Origin of the sequence: Scrofimicrobium sp. R131 (assembly GCF_040256745.1) — a bacterium.
Classification (GTDB): Bacteria; Actinomycetota; Actinomycetes; order Actinomycetales; family Actinomycetaceae; genus Scrofimicrobium; species Scrofimicrobium appendicitidis.
This window is the reverse complement of record NZ_CP138335.1, coordinates 1,998,705-2,020,043: the sequence shown is the minus strand read 5'-3', so window position 1 is coordinate 2,020,043 and position 21,339 is coordinate 1,998,705. Positions and strand designations below refer to the sequence as shown.

19 protein-coding genes are annotated in these 21,339 nt (G+C 66.5%); 14 read left to right on the top strand and 5 right to left on the bottom strand.

Features of this window, described 5'->3' with window-relative positions; genetic code table 11:
* Position 1: 1 nt before the first annotated feature.
* The 3 genes from SAC06_RS09295 to SAC06_RS09285 all read left to right on the top strand — a co-directional run bounded on the left by SAC06_RS09295 (position 2) and on the right by SAC06_RS09285 (position 3,892).
* Complete coding sequence (locus SAC06_RS09295; RefSeq protein WP_350258017.1) at positions 2–868, top strand: universal stress protein; 867 nt, start codon at positions 2–4, stop codon at positions 866–868.
* Complete coding sequence (locus SAC06_RS09290) at positions 865–2,418, top strand: APC family permease (protein ID WP_350258016.1); 1,554 nt, start codon at positions 865–867, stop codon at positions 2,416–2,418. Before SAC06_RS09295 ends, SAC06_RS09290 begins: the two co-directional genes overlap by 4 nt.
* A gap of 100 nt (positions 2,419–2,518) precedes the next feature.
* Complete coding sequence (locus SAC06_RS09285) at positions 2,519–3,892, top strand: aspartate aminotransferase family protein (RefSeq protein WP_350258015.1); 1,374 nt, start codon at positions 2,519–2,521, stop codon at positions 3,890–3,892.
* A 105-nt stretch (positions 3,893–3,997) separates the two neighbouring features.
* Here the strand turns inward: SAC06_RS09285 and SAC06_RS09280 are convergent, their stop codons facing one another.
* Genes SAC06_RS09280 through gabT form a run of 3 tightly spaced genes read right to left on the bottom strand, consistent with a single transcriptional unit; the run spans position 3,998 to position 8,100 of the window.
* Positions 3,998–5,476, bottom strand: coding sequence for an NAD-dependent succinate-semialdehyde dehydrogenase (locus SAC06_RS09280; protein ID WP_350258014.1), 1,479 nt, complete (start codon positions 5,474–5,476; stop codon positions 3,998–4,000).
* Between the two features lie 30 nt (positions 5,477–5,506).
* Positions 5,507–6,766, bottom strand: coding sequence for a Glu/Leu/Phe/Val dehydrogenase (locus tag SAC06_RS09275; protein ID WP_350258013.1), 1,260 nt, complete (start codon positions 6,764–6,766; stop codon positions 5,507–5,509).
* Positions 6,767–6,768: 2 nt separating this feature from the next.
* Entirely contained in the window at positions 6,769–8,100 is a 1,332-nt protein-coding gene (gene gabT, locus SAC06_RS09270) for a 4-aminobutyrate--2-oxoglutarate transaminase (protein WP_350258012.1), read from the bottom strand.
* Between the two features lie 125 nt (positions 8,101–8,225).
* On the opposite strand from gabT, the gene SAC06_RS09265 reads away from it, so the two are divergent.
* Positions 8,226–9,725 (top strand): PucR family transcriptional regulator, encoded by a 1,500-nt coding sequence (locus SAC06_RS09265; RefSeq protein WP_350258011.1) that lies wholly within the window; start codon positions 8,226–8,228, stop codon positions 9,723–9,725.
* Here SAC06_RS09265 and SAC06_RS09260 read toward each other — a convergent pair.
* Positions 9,722–10,216 carry an inorganic diphosphatase gene (locus SAC06_RS09260; RefSeq protein ID WP_350258010.1) on the bottom strand — a complete coding sequence of 165 codons (495 nt, stop codon included), beginning with the start codon at positions 10,214–10,216 and terminating at the stop codon, positions 9,722–9,724. The genes SAC06_RS09265 and SAC06_RS09260 overlap by 4 nt on opposite strands.
* Before the next feature lie 103 nt (positions 10,217–10,319).
* Between SAC06_RS09260 and dacB the strand changes: the two genes are divergently transcribed.
* From dacB to SAC06_RS09210, 10 genes are read left to right on the top strand one after another with little or no spacing between them, the layout of a single operon-like run.
* Entirely contained in the window at positions 10,320–11,714 is a 1,395-nt protein-coding gene (dacB, locus tag SAC06_RS09255) for a D-alanyl-D-alanine carboxypeptidase/D-alanyl-D-alanine-endopeptidase (RefSeq protein ID WP_350258009.1), read from the top strand.
* A 26-nt stretch (positions 11,715–11,740) separates the two neighbouring features.
* Entirely contained in the window at positions 11,741–12,607 is an 867-nt protein-coding gene (locus SAC06_RS09250) for a zinc-dependent metalloprotease (RefSeq protein WP_350258008.1), read from the top strand.
* Complete coding sequence (gene tilS, locus SAC06_RS09245) at positions 12,600–13,700, top strand: tRNA lysidine(34) synthetase TilS (RefSeq protein ID WP_350258007.1); 1,101 nt, start codon at positions 12,600–12,602, stop codon at positions 13,698–13,700. The genes SAC06_RS09250 and tilS overlap by 8 nt, the downstream gene beginning before the upstream one ends.
* A 60-nt stretch (positions 13,701–13,760) precedes the next feature.
* Positions 13,761–14,315 (top strand): hypoxanthine phosphoribosyltransferase, encoded by a 555-nt coding sequence (gene hpt, locus SAC06_RS09240; protein ID WP_350258006.1) that lies wholly within the window; start codon positions 13,761–13,763, stop codon positions 14,313–14,315.
* A gap of 29 nt (positions 14,316–14,344) precedes the next feature.
* Positions 14,345–16,381, top strand: coding sequence for an ATP-dependent zinc metalloprotease FtsH (ftsH, locus tag SAC06_RS09235; protein WP_350258005.1), 2,037 nt, complete (start codon positions 14,345–14,347; stop codon positions 16,379–16,381).
* Complete coding sequence (gene folE, locus SAC06_RS09230; protein ID WP_412766239.1) at positions 16,378–16,953, top strand: GTP cyclohydrolase I FolE; 576 nt, start codon at positions 16,378–16,380, stop codon at positions 16,951–16,953. Before ftsH ends, folE begins: the two co-directional genes overlap by 4 nt.
* 5 nt (positions 16,954–16,958) lie before the next feature.
* Positions 16,959–17,717 carry a dihydropteroate synthase gene (gene folP / locus SAC06_RS09225; RefSeq protein WP_350259185.1) on the top strand — a complete coding sequence of 253 codons (759 nt, stop codon included), beginning with the start codon at positions 16,959–16,961 and terminating at the stop codon, positions 17,715–17,717.
* A 2-nt stretch (positions 17,718–17,719) separates the two neighbouring features.
* Positions 17,720–19,162 (top strand): 2-amino-4-hydroxy-6-hydroxymethyldihydropteridine diphosphokinase, encoded by a 1,443-nt coding sequence (folK, locus tag SAC06_RS09220; RefSeq protein ID WP_350258003.1) that lies wholly within the window; start codon positions 17,720–17,722, stop codon positions 19,160–19,162.
* Entirely contained in the window at positions 19,159–19,698 is a 540-nt protein-coding gene (locus SAC06_RS09215; protein ID WP_350258002.1) for a DUF3180 domain-containing protein, read from the top strand. Before folK ends, SAC06_RS09215 begins: the two co-directional genes overlap by 4 nt.
* Positions 19,683–20,258, top strand: a complete 576-nt coding sequence (locus SAC06_RS09210) for a hypothetical protein (RefSeq protein WP_350258001.1) — start codon at positions 19,683–19,685, stop codon at positions 20,256–20,258. The genes SAC06_RS09215 and SAC06_RS09210 overlap by 16 nt, the downstream gene beginning before the upstream one ends.
* On the opposite strand, the gene disA is transcribed toward SAC06_RS09210, so the two are convergent.
* Positions 20,255–21,316, bottom strand: a complete 1,062-nt coding sequence (disA, locus tag SAC06_RS09205) for a DNA integrity scanning diadenylate cyclase DisA (RefSeq protein WP_350259184.1) — start codon at positions 21,314–21,316, stop codon at positions 20,255–20,257. The genes SAC06_RS09210 and disA overlap by 4 nt on opposite strands.
* Between the last annotated feature and the right edge of the window lie 23 nt (positions 21,317–21,339).

The following is a 21,339-nucleotide window of genomic DNA, read 5'->3' as shown; positions in this document are numbered from 1 at the left end:
AATGCGCGTATTGGCTGCATTTTCATACTCACTAGGAGGGCGAGATGCCTTCGCATTAGGTTATTCGCTAGCAAAAGCACTGAACTGTCCACTTGACCTCGTCACCATCGTGCGGGGCGGAGAAGAAAGCGTGGCGCTCACAACGACGAAGACAGCCTTCGATCGGGAAGTGGCCGCGCAGATTGATCGCTGGATGGACGAGGTGATCGGTGAAACAGATGGCTCGGTTGTCCCGACCAAGAACCTGCGTTACGCCATGTCCTATCCCGAGGGTCTACTGGCTGCGGTTGAGGAGTTTGGCTCCACGCTGCTGGTAATCGGGGGTGGACGCCACGGCGCGTTCGGGCAGGTTTCCCTCGGGGCAGTTGGCAACACCATGCTGCACTCGTCGCCGGTTCCGGTGGCGTTGGCCCCGCGCGGGTTCCGCAACCACCCCTACACCAAGCTGGGCCGGGTGAGCGCCATCGTCGGCGACACCGGCGAGCGGGGGCAGGTTGTGCTGAAGGCGGCGGCAGAGTATGCCAACGCCTCCTCGGCCGGACTGCGACTGGTCTCCATCTCAACGGCCTCGCGGGTGCGTCGCACCGGTGAGGAAGCTGAGCAGCGCGGCGAACGGATCGCCGAAGCGGCGAAGTCGGTCTCCCTCAACAGCGGAGCCATCCCACTGTCCGAGGTGGCACAGGGCGACAACATCGAGGAGGCCGTGGCCACCATCAAATGGAAGAAGCAGGAGATCGCGCTGATGGGCTCAGGTCGCCTCGCGCAAAAGGGACGACTGTTCTTGGGCTCAACCGCTAACCGCATCCTGCGGGTCCTGCCGGTGCCGCTGGTCGTCGTCCCAGCCGGATGGGAAGGGGAGGCGTCATGAGCGTCAACACGAAAGGTAAAACCGGGGGCAAGCTGTCAAAGAAGGGCTTGTCCGCCGGGTCTGTTGGGTTGCTCGGAGCCGTCGTCATCGGCATCTCCTGCATCGCGCCCGCCTACACCCTGACCGGGGCCCTTGGCCCGACGGTCTCGCAGGTGGGGGCACAGGTTCCCGCCATCTTCCTGGTAGGTTTCATTCCCATGCTGCTGGTGGCTTTTGGCTACCGGGAGCTGAACAAGGCTATGCCCGACTCGGGCACCTCGTTCACCTGGGGGACGCGCGCCTTCGGCCCGTGGATCGGGTGGATGAGCGGCTGGGGGCTGGTGGTGGCCACCGTCGTGGTGCTGTCCAACCTGGCTGGGATCGCGGTGGAGTTCTTCTACCTGCTGCTCTCGCAGCTGTTCAACAACCCGGCGATTGCCGACCTGTCCCGCAACACCCTGGTCAACGTGGTGACCTGCCTGATCTTCATGGCGATTGCCACCACCGTGTCCTACCGCGACATGCAGACCACTCAGCGGATCCAGTACTGGCTGGTTGGATTCCAGTTGATCGTCTTCCTTGGCTTCGGTGCGACGGCGCTGGTTCGGGCCTACAACGGGACGGCCGTTCACGCCACTCCGGTTCAGCTCGACTGGTTCAACCCGCTGGCCACCTCCTCGTTCGCGGCGTTTACCGCCGGGGTCTCGCTCTCCCTCTTTGTCTACTGGGGCTGGGACGTGACGCTGACAATGAACGAAGAGACCACCGACTCGGGACGCACCCCGGGACGGGCCGCGATCACCACCGTGGTGGTCATCGTGTCCATCTACCTGTTCGTCACCGTCGGCTCGATGGCGTTTGCCGGCCTGGGTGATACGGGGATCGGGTTAGGGAACCCGGACATTCAAGAGAATGTCTTCTTCGCCCTGTCCGGTCCGGTGCTCGGTCCGCTCGCGATGCTGATGTCGCTGGCCATCCTCAGCTCCTCGGCCGCCTCGCTGCAGTCGACCTTCGTCTCTCCGGCCCGCACCCTGCTGGCCATGGGACACTATGGGGCGCTACCGAAGAAGTTCGCCACCATTTCGCCGCGGTTCTACACCCCCAGCTACGCCACCTTGGTGTCGGCTTTGGGCGCATCCATCTTCTACGCGTTCATGCGGGTCGTGTCCGAGAAGGTGCTGTGGGATACCGTCGAAACGCTTGGTGCCATGATCTGTTTCTACTACGGTCTGACCGCGTTTGCGGCCGTGTGGTACTTCCGGCGCCAGTGGTTCAACTCGGTGCGCGACTTCTTCTTCAAACTTGCCGCACCCGGGATTGGGGGCCTGACCCTGCTGATTCTGCTGGTGATGACCCTGCGCGAGTCGATCGACCCCGACTACGGGTCGGGATCGCAACTGTTCGGGCTGGGACTGGTCTTTGTCTTGACACTGGTTCTCATCCTGTCCGGTGTGGTAATCATGATTATCAGTTACTTCCGGAACCCGGATTTCTTCCGCGGTGCCACCATCAGCAAGTCTGAGGCCAATCTCGATGAGGAAGCGGTCCCAGTCTTGAACCTTGATGCCTAGCTAAATCCAGCAACGTCTTCGTGCCAGGCCGACGGAGACGACCTACTCGAAAAAATCAATAACGGACGCCAGGCCGGCCCATTCAAGGAAATGAGTAACGATGAAGAACATCGATATGGATCTAGTTGCCGAGCTAACCGAGATTGAAGGCGCACGGCTGAACGAACATACTCGCGGCTCGAAAGAGATGTACAAGGAGGCCAGCATTCACCTGGCCGGCGGGGTTGCCTCGTCCTACCAGCTGCGCGATCCCTGGCCGATCTACCTCTCCCGCGGCGAAGGCCCCAAGGTCTGGGATGTCGACGGGAACGAAATGTGGGATTTCCACAACGGATTTGGCTCCATGCTGCAGGGCCATGCGAACCCGATCATCGGCAAGGCCGTCTCTGACCGCTACGTCCTGGGCACCCACTTTGCCGCCCCCACCGAAGATGCTGTGGTGGTTGGCAATGAGTTGGCGGCCCGCTGGGGACTTCCCAAGTGGCGCTACACCAACTCCGGGTCCGAGTCGACCATGGATGCGATCCGCATTGCCCGTGCCTACACCGGCCGGGACACCGTGATGAAGATCTTCGGTTCCTATCACGGTCACCACGACACGGTGATGGTCTCGATCGGGGTGGAGTACGACAAGATTGGCGACCGGGAGAACCTGGCTTCGCTCGCCTACGGCGGCGGCATCCCCCAGGCCACAGTGGACATGACCATCCCGGTTCCGTTCAACGACGCCGGTGCGATGGAACGTCGGATCGAGCGTCTGACCGCGGAGGGGCGCAAGCCCGCCTGCGTGATCATGGAACCCGCCATGATGAACCTGGGCGTGGTTCTGCCGGAGCCGGGTTACCTTGAGGCGGTGCGCGCGATCACCAAGAAGCACGGCATTGTCCTCATCTTTGACGAGGTGAAGACCGGCCTGTGCATCGCCCCGGGCGGAGCGACCGACCTGTACGGCGTCCAGCCCGACCTGGTCACGTTGGCCAAGGCGCTGGGCGGGGGCTTCCCGACCGGAGCCATCGGCGGCACCGAAGAGGTCATGAGCGTGGTCGAGGACGGCACCGTCTACCAGGTGGGGACCTACAACGGGAACCCGCTGGTGATGGCTGCGGCCCGAGCCAACCTGCAGGATGTCCTCACCCCCGAGGCCTACCAGCACATCAACCACCTGAACGACCGGATCGTCAACGGCTGCCAGGCCGTGATCGACAAGTACGACCTGCCCGGCTACGCCGTCGGCGTGGGTGCCAAGGGCTGCGTCACGTTCTCGCCGGTCAAGGTCACGGACTACGAATCCTTCAAGGCCAACCAGTCGGCCGAACTGGCCACCCTGGCCTGGCTCTTCAACATGAACCGCGGGATCTTCATGACCCCGGGTCGCGAAGAAGAGTGGACTCTCTCGGTCACCCACACCGACGAGGCAATTGACGCCTACGTCGACTGCTTCGAGGAGCTGGCCGAGGCCATCACCCGCAAGTAGTAGCTAGACGGAATGCCCGGGTGGAAACACCCGGGCATTACCCGTCCCAAGCGAATGGCCCGGAGCCCCGATCGGGGGCCCCGGGCCACTCTATTTCTGGTGCACTTACCAGTTCACGGACAGGTACTGGGTTTCAAGGAACTCGTGGACCCCTTCGTGCCCACCCTCGCGTCCAATCCCTGACTGCTTGACTCCCCCAAAGGGGGCGGCCGGGTCGGAGATCAGGCCCCGGTTGATCCCAACCATGCCCACCTCCATCGACTCGGCAAACTTCATCGCCCACTGCAGATCCTGGCTAAACACGTAGGAGGCCAAGCCGAACTCGGTGCCGTTGACCGCGGCCAGCAGCTCCTCCTCGTCCGTCCAGGTGGCGATGGGCGAGATCGGCCCAAACACCTCGGTCTGCAAGATGGTCGCGTCCAGCGGCACGTCGGTCAGCACCGTCGGCGGGAAGAACGAGCCGCCGCAGGGAACCTCCAGCTGCAGTGCCATCCGCGCCCCCTCCGCCAGGGCTCCGTCCACGTAGCCGTGCATTTCGGCGGCAGCCGCCTCCGAAATCACCGGGCCGATCTGCGTGTGCGGGTCAATGGCCGGTCCCACCGGCATCGCGCTGATCCGGGCCACGTAGCGGCGGGTGAACTCCTCGGCTACGTCCGCGTGGACGTAGAGCCGGTTGGCGGCCGTGCAGGCCTGCCCGCCGCCGCGCAGCTTCGCCACCAGGGCTCCCTCCACCGCGGCGTCCAGGTCGGCGTCCGGGGCCACCACAAACGGGGCGTTCCCACCCAGCTCCATGGAGGACACCAGGATCCGCTTGGCCGCCTCGGCCATCAGGATCTGCCCGACCCGGGTTGAACCGGTGAAGGACACGGCCCGCACCGGCTCGGCCGCCAGCCAGATGTCAGAGATCTCGCTGGCGTGGGAGGACGGCACCATGTTGACCACCCCGGCCGGCACTCCGGCGCGCACCAGGATGTGCATCACCGCCAGCGACGTCAGCGGGGTGAACGAGGCGGGACGCAGCAGCGCGGTGCACCCGGCAGCCAGGGCCGGGGCCAGTTTCCGCGTCGCCATCGCAGCCGGGAAGTTCCACGGCGTGATCAGGGCAACGACGCCGATCGGACGGTGAGTCACGATCGTCCGGGCCCCGCCGCCGGGCGCGGGCACGTACGTCCCCTCGATCCGGACGGCCTCCTCGGAGAACCAGCGGAAGAATTCGGCCGCGTAGCGCACTTCGGCGCGGGCATCGGTCAGCGCCTTCCCGTGCTCGGCGCTAATCAGCAGGGTGAGCTGCTCTTCCTCTTCCAGCATCAGGTCGAAGGCTCGACGCAAGATTACTGAGCGCTCGCGGGGTGAGGTTTGGCGCCAGGCCACCAGGGCCTGTTCGGCTGCCTCGACCGCCGCCTGCGCGTCGGCGCTGGAGCCGTCCGCGATCTGCCCGACCACATCCCCGGTGGCCGGATCGGTGACCGCGAAGGTCTTCTCGGCGGCGCGGAACTCGCCGCCAATAAAGACCCCTCGGTCGGGTGCGATCTGGCGCAGGTACTCCTGCAGGATCGGCGAGTTGACGATTCTTGTTTCGGTCATCATCTCTTCTTTCACTCTGGCCCAGTCGATTTACGGGTAGAGGCCGCGCAGCAGGTGGGCTTGCGCCACCCGCTCGACCGCCATGGTGGTGGCCGCGGTCCGCAGCGGCAGCTGCTTGTCGCGGGCAAACTTGCCCACTTCCCGCCAGGCTAGCTTCATCCGCTGTTCGAGGCGATTGTTGACTTCTTCCTCGCTCCACCAGTAGCTCTGGTTGCCCTGGACCCACTCGAAGTAGGAGACGACCACGCCGCCGGCGTTGGCCAGAATGTCGGGCACAACCAGGATTCCCTTGTCGTTGAAGATGGCGTCTGCCTGCGGGGTGGTGGGGCCGTTGGCACCCTCCACGATCAGGCGGGCCTGGACCTGGGAGGCGTTCTCTTCGGTCAGCACCCCTTCGACGGCAGCGGGAACCAGCAGGTCCACGTCGAGCCCCCAGATGGAGTCGGCGGGGATTTCCTCCGCCCCGGCAAAGCTGGTCACGCGGCCGGTCTGGTCCACGTGCTCTTCCAGGGCCGGCACGTCCAAGCCCTTCGGGTGGTAGACCGCGCCGTAGATGTCGGCGACCGCCACCACTTTGACCCCGGCCTCCCACAGGAAGCGCGCCGCCCCGCGGCCGACCTTGCCGAAGCCCTGGACGACGGCCGTCGTCTTGCTGGGCTCCATCTTGAGGGATTCCATCGCGGACAGGGCGCAGAAGACGACCCCGCGGGAGGTGGCCGCCGCCCGGCCGCGCGACCCGCCGGCCTCAATCGGCTTGCCGGTGACGACGCCGAGCTCGGTGTAACCCTTGGCGACCGAGTAGGTGTCCATGATCCAGGCCATGTTCTTCTCGCCGGTGCCCATGTCGGGGGCGGGAATGTCCTTTTCCGGGCCGATGAACGACATCAGCTCGGAGGTGTAGCGGCGAGTAATCCGCTCCAGCTCGCCCTCGGAGTAGTTGCGCGGATCCACCTGGACGCCGCCCTTGGCGCCGCCGAACGGCAGGTCCAGCAGCGCACACTTCCAGGTCATCCACATGGCCAGCGCGCGCACCTCGTCGATGTCGACGTTCGGGCTGAAGCGCAGGCCGCCTTTGGCCGGGCCGCGGGAAATGTTGTGCTGCACGCGGTGCCCGATCAGCACCTCTTTGGAGCCGTCATCGCGGCGTAGCGGAATGGCCACAGTGGCTTCGCGCCGCGGAATGGCCAGCATCTGGTACATGCCCTCATCCAGTCCGAGGAAGGACACAGCCTCGGCCAGCTGGGCCCGGGCATCCTCCAACGGATTGTGGTGTTCAGGTTTGGGTGACATTTTCAGTTGGTTTCCTTCGTCTCGTTCAGGGCCGCTTCGATGATCGAAATGCCTTCGGTCAGCAGTTGGTCGCTGATGGTGAGTGCCGGCAGCAGCCGGATGACGTTGCCGTAGGTGCCGCAGGTCAGCAGGATCAGCCCCTGCTCGCGACAGCGCGAGGCGACCTGGGCGGTGAGTTCGGGATTGGGTTCGGTGGTGCCGGGTTGGACCAGCTCCAGGGCGATCATCGCTCCGCGTCCCCGGATCTGCCCGATCCGGTTGTCCTGGGCCTGCATGCCGGACAGCTGATCGACGACCAGAGTCTCGATCTGGCGGGCCCGCTCCAGCAGGTGTTCCTGCTCAATCATTTCCAGGGTGGCGAGCGCCGCCGCGCAGGCGATCGGGTTCCCCCCGTAGGTTCCGCCGAGGGCGCCCGGTCCGGGGGCGTCCATCATTTCGGCCCGACCGGTGACGGCCGACAGCGGCATCCCCCCGGCCACTCCCTTGGCGATGGTGACCAGGTCGGGGACCACGCCCTCGTCCTCACAGGCAAACCAGGTGCCGGTGCGGGCAATGCCGGACTGAATTTCGTCGGCAATGAAGACCACGCCGTTGTCGTTGCACCACTGCTGCAGGGCCGGCAGGAAGCCGGGCGCGGGAACGATGAAACCACCCTCACCCTGAACCGGCTCGATGATGACCGCGGCAATCTGGCTGGCCCCAATCTGCTTCTCCATCGCCTGGATCGAGCGGGCGGCCGCCTCGGCCCCCGAGAGCCCGTCGCGGTACGGGTAGGACGCCGGCATCCGGTACACCTCGGGAGAGAAGGGGCCAAACCCGAGCTTGTAGGGCACCGCTTTGGCGGTCAGCGCCATCGTCAGTGAGGTCCGCCCGTGGAAGGCGTGATCGAAAGCGACCACCGCCTGGCGCCCGGTGTAGGTCCGGGCTACCTTGATCGCGTTCTCAACCGCCTCGGCGCCCGAGTTGAACAGCGAGGTCTTCTTCGGGAAGTCGCCGGGGGTGAGCGAGTTCAGCTTTTCTGCCACCGCGATGTAACCCTCGTACGGGGTGATCATTGCGGAAGTGTGGGTGAACTGCTGGGCCTGAGCCTGGATGGCCGCGACGACCGCGGGGGCCGAGGCGCCCACCGAGGTGACGGCAATGCCGGAGGCAAAGTCGATCAGGCGGTTGCCATCAACATCTTCAATGATGCCGCGGTCGGCCGCAGCCGCGTAGGCGGGAATGGTCGCGCTGTTGGCGCGGGGAATGGCCGCCTGGGCGCGCGCCGACAGGGCGGACGAGGCGGGGCCCGGCAAAGCCGTCTTCAGTTGCCGATCTTGGGGAATAGTTGCCATACCAACTCCATTGTGTGTCTCTCAGGCAGAATATTTGCTGACAACACCGAGGTTAGCTGGGGTTTGATCCGAACGACCTAGGCAAAAAGCACAATTTTTGCGCCGAGGTAGGTCATACTGACCATATGCTCACCGTTGAGGAAATGATCCCCGCATTGCCCGGCCCGTTTTTGCGGGTGGACCTGCCCCGCCCCGACCTGGAGGTCACCTGGGTGGCCAGCACGGAACTGTTCGATCCGGGTGAGTTTCTGGAGGGCGGCGAACTGGTCCTCACCACCGGCCTGTTCGGCCACGGCTGGACCCAAACCGACTGGACCCATTACGTGCGCCGGCTCCGCCGAGCCGGGGTGAGCGCCCTGGGCCTGGGCACCGGGGTGGCGTTCGACGACGCTCCCGCCCCGCTGGCGGAGGCCTGTGCGCGCGAGGGGATGAACCTCCTGGTCTTTGCCGAGGAAGTAACTTTCGTTAGCATTTCCCGCCAGGTGGCGCAGTTGCTGACCGCCCCCGGCGAGCCCTCCAGTCCCACCGACCAGACCGGGCTGATGATCCAGCAGGAGTTCTCCCGCGCGGCGGCCAAGGGCAGCGAGACCGCGATTCTACGGACGCTGGCCGGGGTCTTTCGCGGGACCGCTGCCCTGCTGGACCAAACCGGGCGCCTGCGCCACCGCCCCATTGGCTCCGAGGCCGACTCGTTTCCCGCCGACCAAATTGCCCTTGAGCTGGCCCGCCTCCAGCGTCGCGGGGCCGTCACCGTGGCGGAGGGGGGGCGCTACCTGAGCCTGCAGCCGCTGGGCCTTGGCCGCAACACGGAGGGCTACCTGGCCATCACCTATTCCGACTCGCCCACCCTCTGGCAGCGATCCGCCCTCAGCCTGGCCGTCTCCCTGCTCGGGGTTTCCGCCGAAGCCAAACACCAGCGGCTCCTGAGCGAATCCCAGGCCCGCGCGATCCTGGTCCGACTGCTGCTGGCGGGGGACACCGACGGAGCCGAGGTGGCCGCCGACGAGGTGGGGGTGGAGTTGCCAGCCGAACTGCAGGTGGCCCAGATTTGGGTTGGCGGCGGGGGACACCTGGTGGAGTTGGAGCGCCGGCTCGAACCGCACCTGCTCACCTCGGTTTTCCTCGGATGGAAACCGGAGAGGGACCGGGTCACGCTGGTGGCCGATCCCCAGTTTTTCGCTACGCTGCCCCCGGGATTCTGGGGCCGCTGCCGGGTTGGGTTTGGGCCCGCGGGGCCCCCGGCTCAGGTGCCCGAGGGGGATCGGCGGGCAGGCCTGGCACTGCGGGGCACCGATCCGACCCACCCGGTGCTCAGTTGGGAGCAGGTGGCAGACAACTCGCTCTCTCACCTACTGGCCGAGGACACCGCCCTGGCTTTCGCCGAGCGTCAACTCGGGCCGATCCTGGGTGACCCGCGCCAACTGGAGACGCTGCTTGCCTACCTGCAGGCGGGCGGCGGGGCGGGAGAGATGGCCCGCCGACTGGGGATTCACCGCAACTCGGTGGGGCAGCGGCTCGCCCGACTGCAAACGCTGTTGGCGCGGGACCTGACCGACCCGGGGGTACGGGCACACCTGTGGGTGGCGTTGGAAATACTGGCCGAGGACCGAGCCGGGGCCAACTAGTGCTTCGCCTCGTGCTCCTTGGCCCGGGCAAACGAGCGGAGAATCTCCTCTTCCGCTTCCTCGCGGCCCACCCAGTGGGCGCCCTCAACTGACTTCCCGGGTTCGAGGTCCTTATACACCTCGAAGAAGTGCTGGATCTCCAGCCGGTGGTACTCGGAGACGTCGTCAATCTCGGTGCGCCAGGCGGCCCGGTGATCGGCGGCCGGGACGCACAGGACCTTGTCGTCCCCGCCCATCTCGTCCTTCATCCGGAACATGCCGAGAGCCCGGCAGCGAATCAGGCACCCGGGGAAAGTCGGCTCTTCCAGCAGGACCAGTGCGTCCAGCGGGTCGCCGTCTTCACCCAGGGTGTCGTCAATGAAGCCGTAGTCATCCGGGTAGCGAGTAGAGGTGAACAGCATCCGGTCCAGGCGGATCCGACCGGTCTCGTGGTCGATTTCGTACTTGTTCCGGTTCCCCTTGGGAATCTCGATCGTGACGTCAAATTCCATTGTGACTGCCTCCTAGCTAGCCGCCGCCAACTCTATCCGGGAACTTTTCCGGCTCGCCTTGAACTAGAGTATTACCTGATTATCCACTCTAACGGAGGAAACCGTGAAACCACGCAAGATTGCCGCCCTGGTGGGGGCCGGGGCCGTGGTCCTGGGCGTGGGCGCGTGGGGGATTTGGGCCGGAGGCCTGCTCGGCCCCGGCGAGCACCTTCCCTCCTCCGTCACCCTTTTCCGAGGCCAAACCTACGCGGCCCCGCCCGAGCCGCAGTCCGGCCTGGACCTGGCGGCGCTGCCGGTTCGGACCCCCGATCCGGCCCGGGCCCTCACCCCGACTCAGGTCCAGACCCTGTGGCAACCCCTGGCCGAGTTGGCTCAGCAGAGCGGCTGGACTGCCTGGGCGTACATCAAAGATGCCGACACGGGTGAGGTGCTGCTGGACCAGGGCGGGCGCGACGGGCACACGCCGGCCTCCATCCTGAAGGTGCTGACCACCCTGGTGGCACTGGAGGACCTCGATGCGACGGAGCCGCTGCAGACCGGGGTGTCGCGGGTTGGCTCGACCCTGTACCTGTGGGGGCAGGGCGATCTGCTGCTGACCGCCGGGACCAGCACCGGCACGGTCAACGGTCAGGCCGGACTCGCCGACCTGGCCCAGCAGACGGCCAGCGCGCTCACCTCCCAGGGCGTCAAGCAGGTGAAATTGGCCTACCAGGATCGGCTGTTCGAGGGGGACTCCCGCCTGCCGGCCTGGACCGCGCAGGAGGTGACCGACTTCGCGGGCGACGTCGGCCCTTATGCGATTGACACCGGGCGAACCTCCCCCGGTGCGTGGGAATTTGTCGACAACTCGGCGGCCGAGGTGGCGAATACGTTCGCGGAGGCGCTGCGCGGCCAGGGGATCGCCGTCGACTCGGTCGCGGTCGGCACCGCCCCGGCGGAGGCCGAACCGGTGGCCCACGTCGACTCGGCCCCCCAGTACGAACAGATTGCGTTCCTGCTGCGCACCTCGGACAACACGATGGCCGAACAGTACTGCCATCTGAGCGCGCTCAAGCAGGGCGCGCCGACCACCTTCGCCGGGGCCACCGCTCACCTGATCGATCAGCTGCAGCAGCTCGGGGTCGACACCACCGGGTTGACCCTGGAGGACTGCTCCGGGTTGAGCTCAAACTCAAAGGTGCCCCCGCACGTGCTGGTGGACGCGCTGGAGGCCAGCTTGCGGCCCGGGTCGTCCTCAGCGGAACTGCTCCGGTTGCTGCCCCGCGGCGGCACGGTCGGCACCCTGGACGAGCGGTTTGGCTCGCCCTCCACCGCCGGAAACCTGCAGGCCAAAACGGGATCGCTCGGATCGGTCTCCAGCCTGACCGGGGTGGTCACCACCGCCGGCGGGCAGCAGCTCCTCTTCGCGGTCGGGGTGGATAACGCCCCCGGCTGGACCGGATACCTGGCCCGCGACCCGATCGACGACTTCGTCACCTCGCTGGTCGAAGCCAACTAGCGGGCGGGCGCAGTTAGAATAATGGCATGAATGTGCCTTGGAACCGGGTGGACCGCTGGACGTGTCTGCTCACCCCGGCCGGGCCGCGGATTTCCTCGGCTGGGAGCCGGGCCGCCGTCCAGAGATTGCGCGAAGGCGCGCGCTGGGCTGAGCGACGGGCCGACCGGTACGCCCTCCTGCCGGGTCCCGTCCAACTGAGTGAACCCCTGGTGGTCGATCGCCACGGCCTGATCCACGCGCTCACCCGCACCCTCGGTCAAAGTAGTTCCGGGCCCACCCTGGTTGGGCGCGACTCCAGCTGGGGGTTGGCCGAGGCGGCGGTGGGACTCAGCCGCGCGTCCGGTGAACTGCTGACCTCCTGGTGGGACCGGGGCGACGCCCTCCGGACGGTCCTGGTGGCCCCGAACGTTTGGCAGGTGGCAACCGACAACCGGTTCGACCGGACCGACTTCTCCCGCCTGGTGGCCCTGCGCGCCGCGCTTTGGGAACGCCTCCTGCGGCAGGTGCCGTGGGTGGGCGTGCACCTGGGTCAAGGTCTGGGGCAGCTTCCCCGCGGCTCTGACAGTTTCACCGAGGCGGTAGCGCTGCTGGAGGAACTGATCGACCTGTCCCTCGAGGACCTAACCCCGCGGGAAATGCCCTCGATCAACTGGATTCGCCAGCACCAGGGCAGCCCCTCCTTCCTGCATTCCTGTCTGCGTCTGCCCGGGGTGGACCGATCCAGGGCCGAACTGGACCGGCTTCGCTTTGACGCCCGCCAGTTCCTGACCGTCCTCGACGTCCGCTCCCATCCGCGCCGCCTGGCCGCGCTGCTGGCGGGCCCGACAGCCCTGCCCAGCGGCCCCGAACTGACCGACCCGGCGCGGTGGCAGAAGCGGGTTGGGGTTGTCTAGCTCGGCCACCGACCTGGTTGGTCCCAAGCCTCCCGCCCCGGTCCGGGCCGTCTCGCTGGCGGTCCGCGCCTACCTGCGCGAGCACACCCCCGACGCGCTGGTGGTGGGCGTCTCCGGAGGCGCTGACTCGCTGGCGTTGGCCGTGACCGCGCTCGACCTGGCCGCCCGCCAGGGGGTGCCGGTCAGTCCCATCACCGTCGACCACGGGATCAGGGCCGAGTCAGCAGGCGAAGCAGCCGGGGTGGTTCAACTGCTGCGTGACCTGGGGGCCGAGCGGGCCCGGGTGGTTCGGCCGGAGCCCTCAGGCGAGTGGACCGGACCCGAAGGGGAGGCCCGCGACCGGCGCCACCGCTCCCTGCGCCAGGCGGCCCTGGAACTGCAGGCCGAAACCGGCGCCGACACGGTCGACATTTTGCTGGGCCACACCCTCGACGACCAGGCCGAAACGGTGCTGCTGCGCCTGGCCCGCGGTTCGGGGGCGCGCTCGCTCGGTGCCATGGCTCGACGCACCCAACTGGCCCCGGGGCTGTTCCTGGGCCGACCCCTGCTTGACCTGCGCCGGGCCGACACGGTGGCCTGCTGCCAAAGCCTGGGGCTGGAGCCGGTGGAGGACCCGACCAACCGGGTCGACTCTCACTGGCGGACCGCCGCCGATGAGCCGCTTCGACGAGCCGCGGTCCGAGCCTGGGCGCTGCCGGCGCTGGAGCGGGCCCTCGGCCAGGACGTCGCCCCCGCGCTCGCCCGCACCGCGCGCCAACTGCAAGATGACGAGCAGGCGCTGACCGAGTTGGCCGATGCCCAGGTGGCCCGGCTGCAAACCCGCAGCGCGGACGGACACCGGCTAATCCCGGTGGCCCCCACCCGGGCCCTCCCGGCGGCAATCCGGCGCCGGCTCTACCGGCAACTGGCCCTCGAATGCGGGGCGGTGGCGGGCGAGCTGGCCAGCGTTCACCTCGAAAACGTGGACAGGTTGGTCACAAACTGGCACGGGCAGGGGCCCACCTGGCTGCCCGGGGCGGTGCGGGTGCGCCGGCGCGGGTCCGGCCTGGAGTTCGCGCCCTCCACGCTGTGGGCGAATGAAGATGCCCAGTAGGTGGGAACTGTGGCAATCTTGAGTGGACGCTAGTCTCACCCGGGTAATCAAAGGATGGCTATGGAAGCAGCACAGCTGGGCAACGATCTTGAGAAAGTCCTCATCACTGAGGAGCAGATTCAACAGCGGCTCCAGGAGTTGGCTGAGCAGATTGACTCGGACTACGCGGGCCGAGATTTCCTGGTGGTCGGGGTGCTGCACGGGGCCCTGATGGTGGTGGCCGACCTGACCCGGAAACTGAAGTCAGCGGTGGAAATCGACTGGATGGCAATTTCTTCCTACGGCTCGGGGACCAAGTCCTCCGGGGTGGTCCGGATTCTGAAGGACCTGGACACAGATGTGCACGGACGCCACGTGCTGATCGTGGAAGACATCATCGATTCGGGCCTGACCTTGGCCTGGCTGAAAGACAACTTGGAAACTCGCGGGGCGGCCTCCGTCCAGATCGCGGCGGCGCTGCGCAAGCCCGGCGTTCAGCGCGTTGAGGTGGACGTCAAGTACGTCGGCTTCGACATTCCAAACGAGTTTGTGGTCGGTTACGGTCTGGACTACGACCAGAAGTACCGCAACCTCAACTGTGTCGGGACGCTGGCCCCGCACGTATACGGCGGCTAGGCGCCCTCAGGAAACGTGGAGAGCATTTGATGGCTGAAGACAAGAAGCAAGCACCCAAGAAGTCCGGTGCCAGAGTATGGCCATACATCGTGGTGCCCCTGCTGATGCTGATGGCCATGTCCTGGTTTGTCTGGCGAATGGTTCAGCCCGCCACGGTGGTCACCTCCGAGGGAATTGAGATCCTCAAATCCCAACCGATTGAGCGGGCCGTAGTCAATGACGGCACCCAGCAGGTGAACCTGACCCTGAAGGAAGATTACGTCCACAAGTCGACCGCGGTCACCGACCCGGAGCGGAACCTGGGCAAGAACATTTCCTTCCCCTACGCGCGGGTGCAGTCGCAGGAGGTCCTGGACCTAATTGACGATGCCGAGCCGCCGCAGGGCTACAACGCTCTCTACCCCTCCCAGTCCTTCCTGGGGTCGATGCTGCAGCTGATCCTGCCGATGATGCTGCTGCTGTTGGGCTTCTGGTGGCTGATGTCCAAGGCCGCTGGTGGCAAGATGATGGGCGGCTTCGGCAACGCTAAGGCTCGCGAGTTCAACCGGTCCGACCCGGAGGTGACGTTTGCGGACGTGGCCGGGGAAGACGAAGCGGTCGAAGAGCTGGAAGAAATCAAAGAGTTCCTGGACAACCCGACCAAGTTCATCAACGTGGGGGCGAAGATTCCCCGCGGCGTGCTGCTGTACGGACCTCCCGGCACCGGTAAAACCCTGCTGGCAAAGGCCGTGGCCGGCGAGGCGGGCGTCCCGTTCTTCTCAATTTCCGGCTCCGAGTTCATGGAACTGTACGTCGGGGTGGGTGCATCGCGGGTGCGCGACCTGTTCGACAAGGCGAAGAAGGCCGCCCCGGCGATCATCTTCGTCGATGAGATCGACGCCATCGGCCGTCACCGCGGCTCGGGGATTGGCGGCGGCAACGACGAGCGCGAGCAGACCCTGAACCAGATGCTGGTTGAGCTGGACGGCTTTGACGCCCGCACCAACGTGATCATGATTGCGGCCACCAACCGGCCCGACATCCTGGACCCGGCCCTGCTGCGTCCCGGTCGTTTCGACCGTCAAATCGCCGTGGAAGCGCCGAACCTGAAGGGGCGGGCCGAGATTCTTCGGGTACACTCGCGGGGCAAACCGCTGACCCAGGACGTGGACCTGGCCGCGATTGCCAAGCGCACCCCGGGCTTTACCGGCGCCGACCTGGCAAACGTGCTGAACGAGGCGGCCCTGCTGACCGCCCGCTCGAACGCGGACCTGATCGACTCCCGCGCCATTGACGAGGCGATTGACCGGGTGATTGCCGGGCCCCAGAAGCGGACCCGGGTGATGAACGAGCACGACAAGGCGGTCACCGCCTACCACGAGGGCGGTCACGCCCTCTGCGCCGCTGCCCTGCACTACACCGATCCGGTCACCAAGGTGACGATCCTGCCCCGCGGCGGTGCCCTCGGCTACACGATGGTGATGCCCGCGGAGGACCGCTACTCCAAGACCCGCAACATGCTGCTGGACGACCTGGTCTACGCCATGGGCGGCCGGGTGGCCGAAGAGATCGTGTTCCGCGACCCCTCCACCGGGGCCGCCAACGACATTCAGAAGGCCACGAAGACGGCTCGGGCCATGGTCACCGACTACGGCATGAGCAGCGAGGTCGGTTCGGTCAAGCTGGGCAGTGAGGACACGGACCCGTTCCTCGGCCGCGAAATGGGCCGAGGTGGCGGCCAGGGATACTCCGACTACGTGGCCGCTCAGGTTGACCGCGAAACCCGCCGGCTGCTGGACGAGGCGACCCGCGAAGCGTGGGAGATTCTGACCCGGAACCGGGACGTGCTGGACCGACTGGCCGTCCGCCTCCTCGAAGAGGAAACGCTGGACGAGCAGCAGCTGGCCGAGATTTTCCGCGATGTGGTGAAGCAGCCCGAACGGCCCGTCTGGAACTACGGGGCCGACGCGGCCATTCCCGGGGCCCGACTTGGCGAGCCGCTCGGGGTGGAACCCGGGCCTGCCACCGGTCCCGCTGAGCTAGATCCGACCCGGATGGACCCGGGGGAGAAGAACGAGGAGAACTGATGGTTGATCAGGACGCCATCCGCGAGGCGACTCGCGCCCTGCTGGCTGCCATTGGGGAAGACCCGGATCGGGATGGCCTGCGCCGCACCCCGGACCGCGTCGCCCGATCCTGGGCGGAGCTGGTCCGCGGCTACGACGAGGATCCGCGCGATCACCTGCGAACCACCTTCGCGGTCGACAGTAAAGAACTGGTTCTGGTGCGCGACATTGAGTTTCGCACCCTGTGCGAACACCACCTGCTGCCGTTCTCAGGTCACGCCCACGTGGCCTACCTCCCGAGCGGTGGCCGCGTGACCGGGCTGTCCAAGATTGGCCGCCTGGTCGAAGGCTACGCCCGCCGCCTGCAGGTGCAGGAACGGTTGACCACTCAGGTGGCCGACGCGGTGGAAGAGATGCTGGCCCCGCGCGGGCTGGCGGTCATCATGCAGGCCGAGCACCTGTGCATGTCGATGCGGGGGGTAGCCAAGCCCGGCGCCACCACCTTGACCAGCGTGTTCCGCGGGGAACTGGACTCAGCCCAGGGCCGCTCGGAACTGTTTGGCCTGATCGGAATGAGTGGGCTGCACCGGTGAAACTGATGGGTGTCTTGAACGTGACGCCCGACTCGTTCTCTGACGGGGGCCGCTGGCTCAGCCCGGCCGACGCGATTGCGCACGGGCTGGACCTGTGGGCCGAGGGCGCCGACCTGATTGACGTGGGGGCCGAGTCGACCCGACCCGGTTCGACCCGAATCAGCGTGGAAGAGGAGTGGCACCGCCTGGCTCCGGTGCTGCCGGTGCTGTTGAGTGAGGGCCTGCGCGTGTCTGTGGATACGATTCACGCGGACACTGCTCGCCGAGCCATCGACGCGGGCGTGCACTACGTGAATGACATTTCGGGGGGCTGCTTCGATCCGGAAATGAACCGGGTGGTGGCCGAGGGAGATGTTGGTTACATCGTCCAGCATTGGCGCGGTTTTCCCGGGGATCCGGACCTGGATGAGAGCTATCGGGACGTCCTCCAGGACGTCCTCGACGAGACGCTGGCCCAGGTGGAGCGCGCGCGGGAGGCTGGGGTCAAGGCCGAGCGCATCGTCATCGATCCGGGCCTCGGTTTTGCACTCACCGGGCCGCAGTGTTGGAAAATCGTCGAGAACCTGGGAACCTGGGTAGCGGAACCATACCCGGTGCTGGTGGGGGCCTCGCGGAAGCGGTTCGTCCGGGAACGTTACCCGGAGAACGTGGACGAGGGGACGCTGGCCGTCACTCGCCTCTGCTGGCAGGCTGGGGTGTGGGGCGTAAGAGTGCATGACGTGGCAGCCAACCGCAGGTTGGTGGCACAAATGAATGGGGCGTAACTGTGGGCAAGGACCTCGATGTCATCAAGTTGCGTGGTCTGAGCGCCGTCGGGCATCACGGCGTCTACGACTTTGAACGTTCCGGTTCCCAGGTGTTCACCGCCGACCTGACCCTCTACGTGGATGCGCGTCGGGCCGCGGAAACTGACGACGTCCAGCACACGGTCGACTATTCGAAAATGGCGGACGCCGCGGTGGCGATCCTGACAGGCAAGCCCGTCTACCTGCTGGAGACGCTGGCTCACCACCTCGCGCAGATGGCGCTGCAAAACCCGCTGGTCCAGGAAGTGGACGTCACGGTCCACAAGCCGATGGCTCCCGTTGCCCACCTGTTCAACGACGTCTCCGTCACCCTCCATCGGCGCCGGGAATCGACTCCGCCACCGCCGGCCCCCCAGCTGCCCCCGCAGTTGGCCAACCTGCTGGTCGAGTCGCCCGCCCCGGCCCCGGCTTCCCACGAGGTGGTCCTGGCACTGGGCTCAAACCTCGGCGACTCGCAACAGATTCTGGCGCGGGCGGTGGCGGCCCTCGGGGAAGCCCCCGGTCTGACGGTGGTGGCGGTCTCGCCCCTGGTCCTAACCCGGCCGGTGCTGGCCCCGGGACAGCAGTCGCAGGCCAACTACTTGAACGCGGTGGTCCTGGCACAGACAACCATGGCCCCCGAAGAGGTGCTGGCCCTAACCCAGAGCATTGAACGCCAGTTTGGCCGCCGGCGGGTGGAACGCTGGGGCCCGCGCACCCTCGACATCGACCTGATCGACTACCAGGGTCAGCGGATCCAGACCCCGACCCTGACCGTGCCGCACCCGCGCGCCGCCCAGCGCGCCTTCGTGCTGTACCCGTGGTCGCTGCTGCGGCCCAACGGCCGGTTTGCCGGCCACCGGCTCACCGACCTGGCAGCTCAGGCCCCCGACATTGGCGGCATCCTGAACGTGGTCGAGCGGTGGCTGCCGACCGATGAGCCGAAGCCCGCTCCGCCGGTTCCGTCGCGAGCCGCCGCCCACCGCGCGGCCCCGCCCGTCACCATCCGGGGCAACCGGGTGCGACTGGCCGAGGTGGAGGGGGACTCCATCTTCCAGCGGCTGCTCCATCGGGAGGAAGTTCGCACCCGGGTGGATGAACTGCGGACCACCAAGCGGTTCTCCTCGACTCCTCCCCGGCGCCGCCGTCAGCCGGTCGAGACCCCGCCGCCGGTGGCGTTGCCGGTCGAGACCCCGCCGGCCCCCGAGTTTCCCCCGCAGCGCGCTGCCGACCTGCCGGAGTTGCCGAACTGGCGGTTCTCGCAGGATTCCGAGGGGGTCCGGATCGTCGATTCGGTCACCAGCGAGGAGCGGCCCGCTCCGCCGCCGACCCGGCGCCGGGTGATTCGCCCGAGCCCGACCGGGATGATTCCCCTCCCCGACCACGGGGTGCGGATTTTTGACGACGAAGAGGGGACCGAGTGAAACCCCTCTCCTGGAGGGGAATGTCGCTGTCCGCTCTGATCGGCCTGTTGATCGGAGCGTTGCTATCCGCGCTGCTCTTGCAGCTCGCCATGTCACCGCCGCTGATCACCCCGTGGTTGGCGCTGCTGTTCGTGCTGCTGTCGATTGCCATTTTTCAGGGCGGACGCGGGGTCCGACGGTTCAAACGCGGCGAGAAGACTCGGGTGGGGGCGGTTGACGCAGCCCGAATCGCCATGTTTGCCCGCTCCGCAGCCATCAACGGGGCTGCGTTCAGCGGGTTCTTTCTGGGGATCGGCGCGGTCAGCCTGTTTCGCCTCTGGGCCCCCACCACCGTTCAGGCCGCGATTGGGGCCGGGATTGCCCTGGCCGGCTCGCTGCTGCTGGCCGGGATCTCGTGGCTGGTTGAGCACTGGTGCGTGGATGACAGTGCGGACGATTGGGATCAGGAGCAGGGCGGTGGCCCCGGGGGCAGTGGCAAGCCAACCGGCACTGCCCGAATGGCCGAGCGGGAGGGACGCGGATGGCTGGAACAGTAACCCCCAGCATGTGGGTGCGCCGAATCATTTCTTTGCTGGTGTTGGCGCTGCTGGTGGCGGGCGTCGGCTACGGTGTCTTCCAGGTGGGGCGCAGCGTCTACGCCAAGCTGACGGAGCATAAGGAGACGGTGCTGACGCCGGAGCAGAACCTGCCGGTGCAGATCGCGGCCTGCGCCGCCAAGGACCTGCGGGTCGACTTCCAGCCCGACGTGTACAACCCGCCGGTGGGGGAAGGTTTCAGCGTCGCCGTCACGATTGAGAATCGCGGGACCGGTGACTGTTCGTTCGATACCGGGCAACTGGCGGTCCGCCTGGTAACCGGGGAAGACGTGGTCTGGACCCCGACGGCCTGCTCCAGTAACTGGGCCCGGCCGCTGCTGCTCAGCCCCGACCAGAATTGGACGGGAACCCTGAAATGGGACGGACACATCTACTCCGAGTGTGCGGCCGTGACTAACGACAGTGAGGAGCCGCTGGTGGCGGGGGCCGGAACCTACCGGCTGCTGGGGTTCATCGGCGAGGAGGCGCTGCCCGGTGAGACGCGGGTGGAGCTGAGCTAGCCGAGGTTGTAGGCCAGGCGGTGACGCTCGTGAAGTTGCTCCACAATCATCTGGGCCCGGTAGGGGCCGATCCCCTCAATTTCCTGCAGTTCCTCGGTGGTGACCGACTTTAGTTCGGTCAGGGTGGGCCAGCGGTTGATGATGGCCTGAATGGTTTGCCATGGCAGGCGCGGAACGGTGGACAGGGCTTGGATCCCGCGGGGGGACACCGCCGAGTCCAGGTCGGTCGAGTCGTAAACGGCCAGCCCCAAAATGTTGGCGATCTGGGCCAGGTCCACCAGCGAGTCCGCCGACAGCTGGGCGAGGCGCTCCTCGGCTTCGGCCAGTCGATCGGGGTTGCGGATGTAGTCCCGCAGGACCAGGGTGCGTTCGGCCGCAGCCCCGCGTTGCAGGTCGTCCACCTGCAGGGCCAGCAGGCGCCCGTCCACGCCGAGTTCCTCAATGTACTCGTTGATCTCACTGGTGATGCGCCGGATCATTTCCATCCGCTGGACCACGGTGGCCACGTCCCGGATTGTCACCGAGTCGCGCATCTCGAAAATGCTCAGGGTGGACATGACTTCGTCCAGTCGCTGGGTGTACCGATCCAGCGTGTCCACCGCCTGGTTGGCGCGGACCAGCAGTGCCTCCGGCTCAACCACGGTGTGGTGCAGGTCCCCGACGTAGATCGAGATCATCTTCATCGACGAGGAGACCGAGAGGACCGGCAGGCTGGCCTGGCGCGCGGTTCGCTGGGCGGTGCGGTGCCGGGTGCCCGACTCGTCGGTCGGGATCGACGGATCCGGCATCAGCTGCACGTTGGCCCGGCGGATGATCCACTGGTCCACGTCCACCACCACCGCGCCGTCCATCTTGCACAGCTCACGCAGGCGGGCGGGGGAGAACTCGACATTGACGGTGAAGCCACCGGAGGCAATTTTCTCTACCTCAGCGTTGTAGCCCAGCACGATGACCGCCCCGGTGTGTGACTTCTGGATCCGACCAATTCCTTCGCGGAGTTCAGTCCCGGGTGCAATCAGCCGCAATGCGTGACGCAACATCTGCTGATCTGTTCCCACTGTGGGCAACCCCTTCCCGTCTT

Coding starts and splice junctions, on each gene's coding strand:
- SAC06_RS09295 (WP_350258017.1), top strand. CDS start 2: ATGCGCGTATTGGCTGCATTTTCATACTCACTAGGAGGGCGAGATGCC.
- SAC06_RS09290 (WP_350258016.1), top strand. CDS start 865: ATGAGCGTCAACACGAAAGGTAAAACCGGGGGCAAGCTGTCAAAGAAG.
- SAC06_RS09285 (WP_350258015.1), top strand. CDS start 2,519: ATGAAGAACATCGATATGGATCTAGTTGCCGAGCTAACCGAGATTGAA.
- SAC06_RS09280 (WP_350258014.1), bottom strand. CDS start 5,476: ATGACCGAAACAAGAATCGTCAACTCGCCGATCCTGCAGGAGTACCTG.
- SAC06_RS09275 (WP_350258013.1), bottom strand. CDS start 6,766: ATGTCACCCAAACCTGAACACCACAATCCGTTGGAGGATGCCCGGGCC.
- gabT (WP_350258012.1), bottom strand. CDS start 8,100: ATGGCAACTATTCCCCAAGATCGGCAACTGAAGACGGCTTTGCCGGGC.
- SAC06_RS09265 (WP_350258011.1), top strand. CDS start 8,226: ATGCTCACCGTTGAGGAAATGATCCCCGCATTGCCCGGCCCGTTTTTG.
- SAC06_RS09260 (WP_350258010.1), bottom strand. CDS start 10,216: ATGGAATTTGACGTCACGATCGAGATTCCCAAGGGGAACCGGAACAAG.
- SAC06_RS09250 (WP_350258008.1), top strand. CDS start 11,741: ATGAATGTGCCTTGGAACCGGGTGGACCGCTGGACGTGTCTGCTCACC.
- hpt (WP_350258006.1), top strand. CDS start 13,761: ATGGAAGCAGCACAGCTGGGCAACGATCTTGAGAAAGTCCTCATCACT.
- ftsH (WP_350258005.1), top strand. CDS start 14,345: ATGGCTGAAGACAAGAAGCAAGCACCCAAGAAGTCCGGTGCCAGAGTA.
- folP (WP_350259185.1), top strand. CDS start 16,959: ATGGGTGTCTTGAACGTGACGCCCGACTCGTTCTCTGACGGGGGCCGC.
- SAC06_RS09210 (WP_350258001.1), top strand. CDS start 19,683: ATGGCTGGAACAGTAACCCCCAGCATGTGGGTGCGCCGAATCATTTCT.